Below are 4,127 nucleotides of genomic sequence, written 5' to 3' on the forward strand. Positions count from 1 at the left end.
CAGCCCGCGCCAGTGGGTCACGCAGCCGCACTGCGGACAGAAGTTGAAGGTGAGCGCCCGGCCTCGCGCAAAGGCGGTGGTAGGGCCGGTCACGCTGATGTCCACGTCCTCATGGCCGTAGGCCCACAAGGTGCCGTAGCGCCGGCACGCGGTGCAGTTGCAGGCGGTGGCCGATTCCGGCATCACCGCCATGCGCCAGCGGGCGGCGCCGCACAGGCAGGAACCTTCGAGCATGGGACCTCCTTCAGTGCCCACCAAGATACGCGCTTTTCACGCGCGCATCCATCGCCAGATCTGCCGCCCGGCCCTGCAGCACGAATCGGCCGGCGTCCATCACATAGGCACGTTGCGCCGTCTGCAGTGCCATGCGGGCGTTCTGTTCCACCAGCAGCACGGCCACGCCGTCGGCCGCAATCTGCCGGACCAACTCGAACACCTGGCGCACCAGCAAGGGCGCCAGACCCATCGAGGGTTCATCCAGCAGCAGCAACCGGGGCCGGCCCATGAGCGCACGGGCCATGGCCAGCATCTGTTGTTCACCGCCCGACAGCTTGCCGGCCAACTGCCCAGCGCGTGCTTGAAGGTTGGGAAAGGCGGCATACCAGTGGGCGAGATCCGCCTCGATCGAAGCATGGTCAGGCCGGCCGTGGGCGCCCACGAGCAGGTTCTCATGCACCGTCATGCGGGCGAAGATGCCCCGCCCTTCGGGCACCAGCGCCATCCGTCGACGCACGCGCGCGCACGAGGGCAGGCCATCGACGCGCTGGCCCTCGTGCAGCACCGTGCCGCTGATGCGCGCCCCGGTCAAGGCGCCGCTGATGGCACCCAGCATCGTCGTCTTGCCCGCGCCGTTGGCGCCGATCACTGCCACCAGTTCGCCTGCTGACACCTCCAGGCCCACGCCTTTGACGGCCTGGATGCCACCGTAGGCTACGCAAAGATCGCGCACCTGCAACAGCGCGGCGGTCATCCTGGAGCACCCAGGTAAGCGTCGATCACCGCAGGATGTGCCTGCACCTGGCCCGCAGAGCCCCGCGCGATGCAACGGCCACGGTCCATGACCGTGACCGTCTGGCACAGGCCCATCACCAGCTTCACGTCGTGTTCGATCAGCAGGATGCTGGTGCCGTCGGATTGCAGCTGCAACAGCAGGTCGCGCAGGCCCTGCTTCTCGGTGTCATTCATGCCGGCAGCCGGCTCATCCAGCGCCAGCAAGATGGGCTCGGCCGCCAAGGCCCGCGCGATTTCCACCCGACGCTGGTCGGCATACGCCAATTGACCCGCCGGCCGGTCCGCGTGCTGATCCATGCCCATCCGCCGCAGCAAGCGCAGCGCCGCTGCGCGGATGGCCGCCTCTTCGCGCCGCGCCGCGGCATGCCGCAAGAACGCACCGAACACCCCCTGGCGGGAATGCAGGTGGCGGCCCACCATCACGTTCTCCAGCACCGTCATGCCGGCAAAAAGTCGGATGTTCTGGAACGTGCGCGCAATGCCGGCCCGCGCCGCATGCTGTGGCGTGGCCGGCCGATCCGGCCGCCCAGCCAACATGAAGCGCCCCGCATCCGGCGGCTGGATGCCGGTGATCACATTGAACAGGGTGGTCTTGCCGGCTCCATTGGGGCCGATCAAACCCTGGATCTCGCCGGCGGCCACGCACAGGTCGACATCGGCCAGTGCCTGCACGCCGCCAAAGCGCTGGCACACGCCCCACACCTGCAGCAACGGCGGCGGCGCTGTCATGGCATCTCCCCTGTGGGGGCGGAGGCAGACACACGTGCGGGCCACAACCCGCCGGGGCGAGTGAGCATGATGACCACCATCGACACACCGAACAGCAGCTGGCGCAACACCTCCGCTTCCACCCACACGCGGCCGAAAAGCTCGCGCTGCAGGGGCTCGACCGCATGCCGCAACACCTCGGGCAGGCCAGCCAGGAGCACCGCGCCCAGCACCACCCCAGGCACATGGCCGATGCCGCCCAGCACCACCATGGACAGCACCGCGATGGACTCGGTCATTGAAAACGACTCGGGCGAAATGAAGCCCTGGAACGATGCGAAGAATGCGCCCGCCACGCCGCCGAAGGAGGCGCCCAGCGCAAAGGCCGTGAGCTTGATGCGATGGGTGGGCAGCCCCATGGCCCTGGCGACCAGTTCGTCCTCGCGGATGGCGGCAAATGCACGGCCCAGGCGCGAGTCCTGCAGCCGCAAGGTGGCAAACACCATCAGCCCGCACAGCAGCAGGAACAGCAGGTAATGCGCGTGCACCGACGGGATGGCAACGCCGCCCAACAGCACCCGCCCGCCCGAGCCCGGGCCGCCGTGCAGGGGCAGGCCCAGCACACTGACCGGGTCGATCAGGTTGATGCCCTTGGGGCCATCGGTCAGGTTGACTGGCTCGGACAGGTTGTTGATGAAGATGCGGACGATCTCGCCGAAGCCCAGAGTGACGATGGCCAGGTAGTCTCCCTTGAGCTTGAGCGTGGGCGCCCCCAGCACCATGCCGAACAGACCGGCCAGCAGCGCGCTGGCGGGCAGCACGACGGCATAGGACAGATGCAGGCCGTGGGCCACCACCTCGGGCCCGAAGGCGACCGCCAGCCAACGCCCCAGCGCTGGCCACTGTGCCGCCACGGAGGCCAGCGTGAGTGCGAACTGCGGCGAGGCGAGCAAGCCCGCCGTGTAGGCACCGACGGCATAAAAGGCGATGTAGCCCAGATCCAGCAACCCCGCGAAGCCGACCACCACATTGAGCCCCAGCGCCAGCATCACGTACAGCATGGCGATGTCGGCCATGCGCACCCAAGCCAGGCCGTGGCCGGCCACCACGAAGGGGTAGGCCAGCAGACCCGACGCCGCTATCACCAGCAGCGGCCAACGGGCGACAAGCCGCTGGCGGATGAGCCGCTCAGACACGGTCATGGCCCCGCTGCCCCAGCAGGCCCGATGGCCGAAGGGCCAGCACGCCGATCAGCACCAGGAAGGCGAAGATGTCCTGGTACTGGCTGCCCAGAACGCCGCCTGTCAGCGGCCCCAGGTAGCCCCCGGCGATGCTCTCGATCAGCCCGAGCAACAACCCACCCAGCACGGCACCCTGCAGGTGACCAATGCCGCCCAGCACCGCACACGAGAAGGCCTTGAGCCCCGGCAGAAAGCCCATCGAAAAATGCGTGGTGGAGTAGGTGGCGCCCCACATCACACCGGCCACGCCTGCCAGCGCAGCACCCAAGGCAAAGGCCAGCCTCACCACTTGCACCGCGTCAATGCCCATCAGGCCGGCGATGCGCGGATTCTCGGCGACCGCACGCATGGCACGCCCTGCCCGTGTCCTTTCGACCAGCAGCACAAGCCCCGCCATCAGCACGGCGGCCAGTATCAGCGTCAGCACCTGCGTGGGCGAGATCAGAGCGCCCCACAGGTGGTACGGCTCGATGGACAGCACCAGCGGAAAGATGATGGGGTTGCGGCCGAACACGAGCATCGCCAGTGTCTGCAGCACCACCGAGCTGCCGATGGCGGAGATCAACGGCGCCAGCCGTGGCGCGTGTCGAAGCGGCCGATAGGCGATGCGCTCGATGAGCAGATTGACCACCACGCAGGCCGGCACGGCGGCCAGCATCGCCAGCAGCAGCACCAGCAGCCCGGGCAACGGTGGTCCGTGCGCCTGGCAGGCATGGACCACCGTCACGCCCACCATGGCGCCCACCATCAGGATGTCGCCGTGGGCGAAGTTGATGAGGTTGAGCACGCCATACACCATGGAGTAACCCAGCGCCACCAGGGCATACATGCTGCCCAGCACCAGACCGTTGACCACCTGTTGGACCAGGATGTCCATGCGCGCAGCACCCAAGTAGACGCCGGTCGGGGGCCTGACCGGGCAAGGCACTGCCCAGGGCCATGTTGCCAGCGTCTGCAGCGGCCGAGGCGGGGGGTCAAAATTCGCTGCCGCAGCTTTCGCGCTCCCTTCCACCCCATGTCCGCCCTGCGCCCCCTCACCCAGACCTTTCCCTTTCCCGGCCGGCTCGAGGCCATCCTGCTGCGGCCTGCACGGGGCCAGGCCGCGCAGCGGGTCGATGCGGCCAACGTCATCGCGCAGCGCGGGCTGGAGGGCGACCGCAGCACCGC

The 4,127-nt window shown here is 68.3% G+C and carries 4 protein-coding genes and 1 pseudogene; all 5 read right to left on the reverse strand.

Annotation, left to right across the window (positions count from 1 at the left end):
- A pseudogene (locus ABNT58_RS20965) lies at positions 1-234 on the reverse strand (GFA family protein); the annotation flags it as partial.
- A gap of 10 nt (positions 235-244) precedes the next feature.
- Positions 245-970 (reverse strand): ABC transporter ATP-binding protein, encoded by a 726-nt coding sequence (locus tag ABNT58_RS20970; protein ID WP_348755356.1) that lies wholly within the window; start codon positions 968-970, stop codon positions 245-247.
- A complete protein-coding gene (locus tag ABNT58_RS20975; protein WP_348755357.1) occupies positions 967-1,740 on the reverse strand; it encodes an ABC transporter ATP-binding protein in 774 nt (257 codons plus the stop codon). Before ABNT58_RS20975 ends, ABNT58_RS20970 begins: the two co-directional genes overlap by 4 nt.
- Positions 1,737-2,921 (reverse strand): ABC transporter ATP-binding protein, encoded by a 1,185-nt coding sequence (locus ABNT58_RS20980; RefSeq protein WP_348755358.1) that lies wholly within the window; start codon positions 2,919-2,921, stop codon positions 1,737-1,739. The genes ABNT58_RS20975 and ABNT58_RS20980 overlap by 4 nt, the downstream gene beginning before the upstream one ends.
- Positions 2,908-3,837 carry a branched-chain amino acid ABC transporter permease gene (locus tag ABNT58_RS20985; protein WP_348755359.1) on the reverse strand — a complete coding sequence of 310 codons (930 nt, stop codon included), beginning with the start codon at positions 3,835-3,837 and terminating at the stop codon, positions 2,908-2,910. The genes ABNT58_RS20980 and ABNT58_RS20985 overlap by 14 nt, the downstream gene beginning before the upstream one ends.
- Between the last annotated feature and the right edge of the window lie 290 nt (positions 3,838-4,127).

The sequence above is a fragment of the uncultured Aquincola sp. genome, assembly GCF_964001545.1.
GTDB lineage: Bacteria > Pseudomonadota > Gammaproteobacteria > Burkholderiales > Burkholderiaceae_C > Aquincola.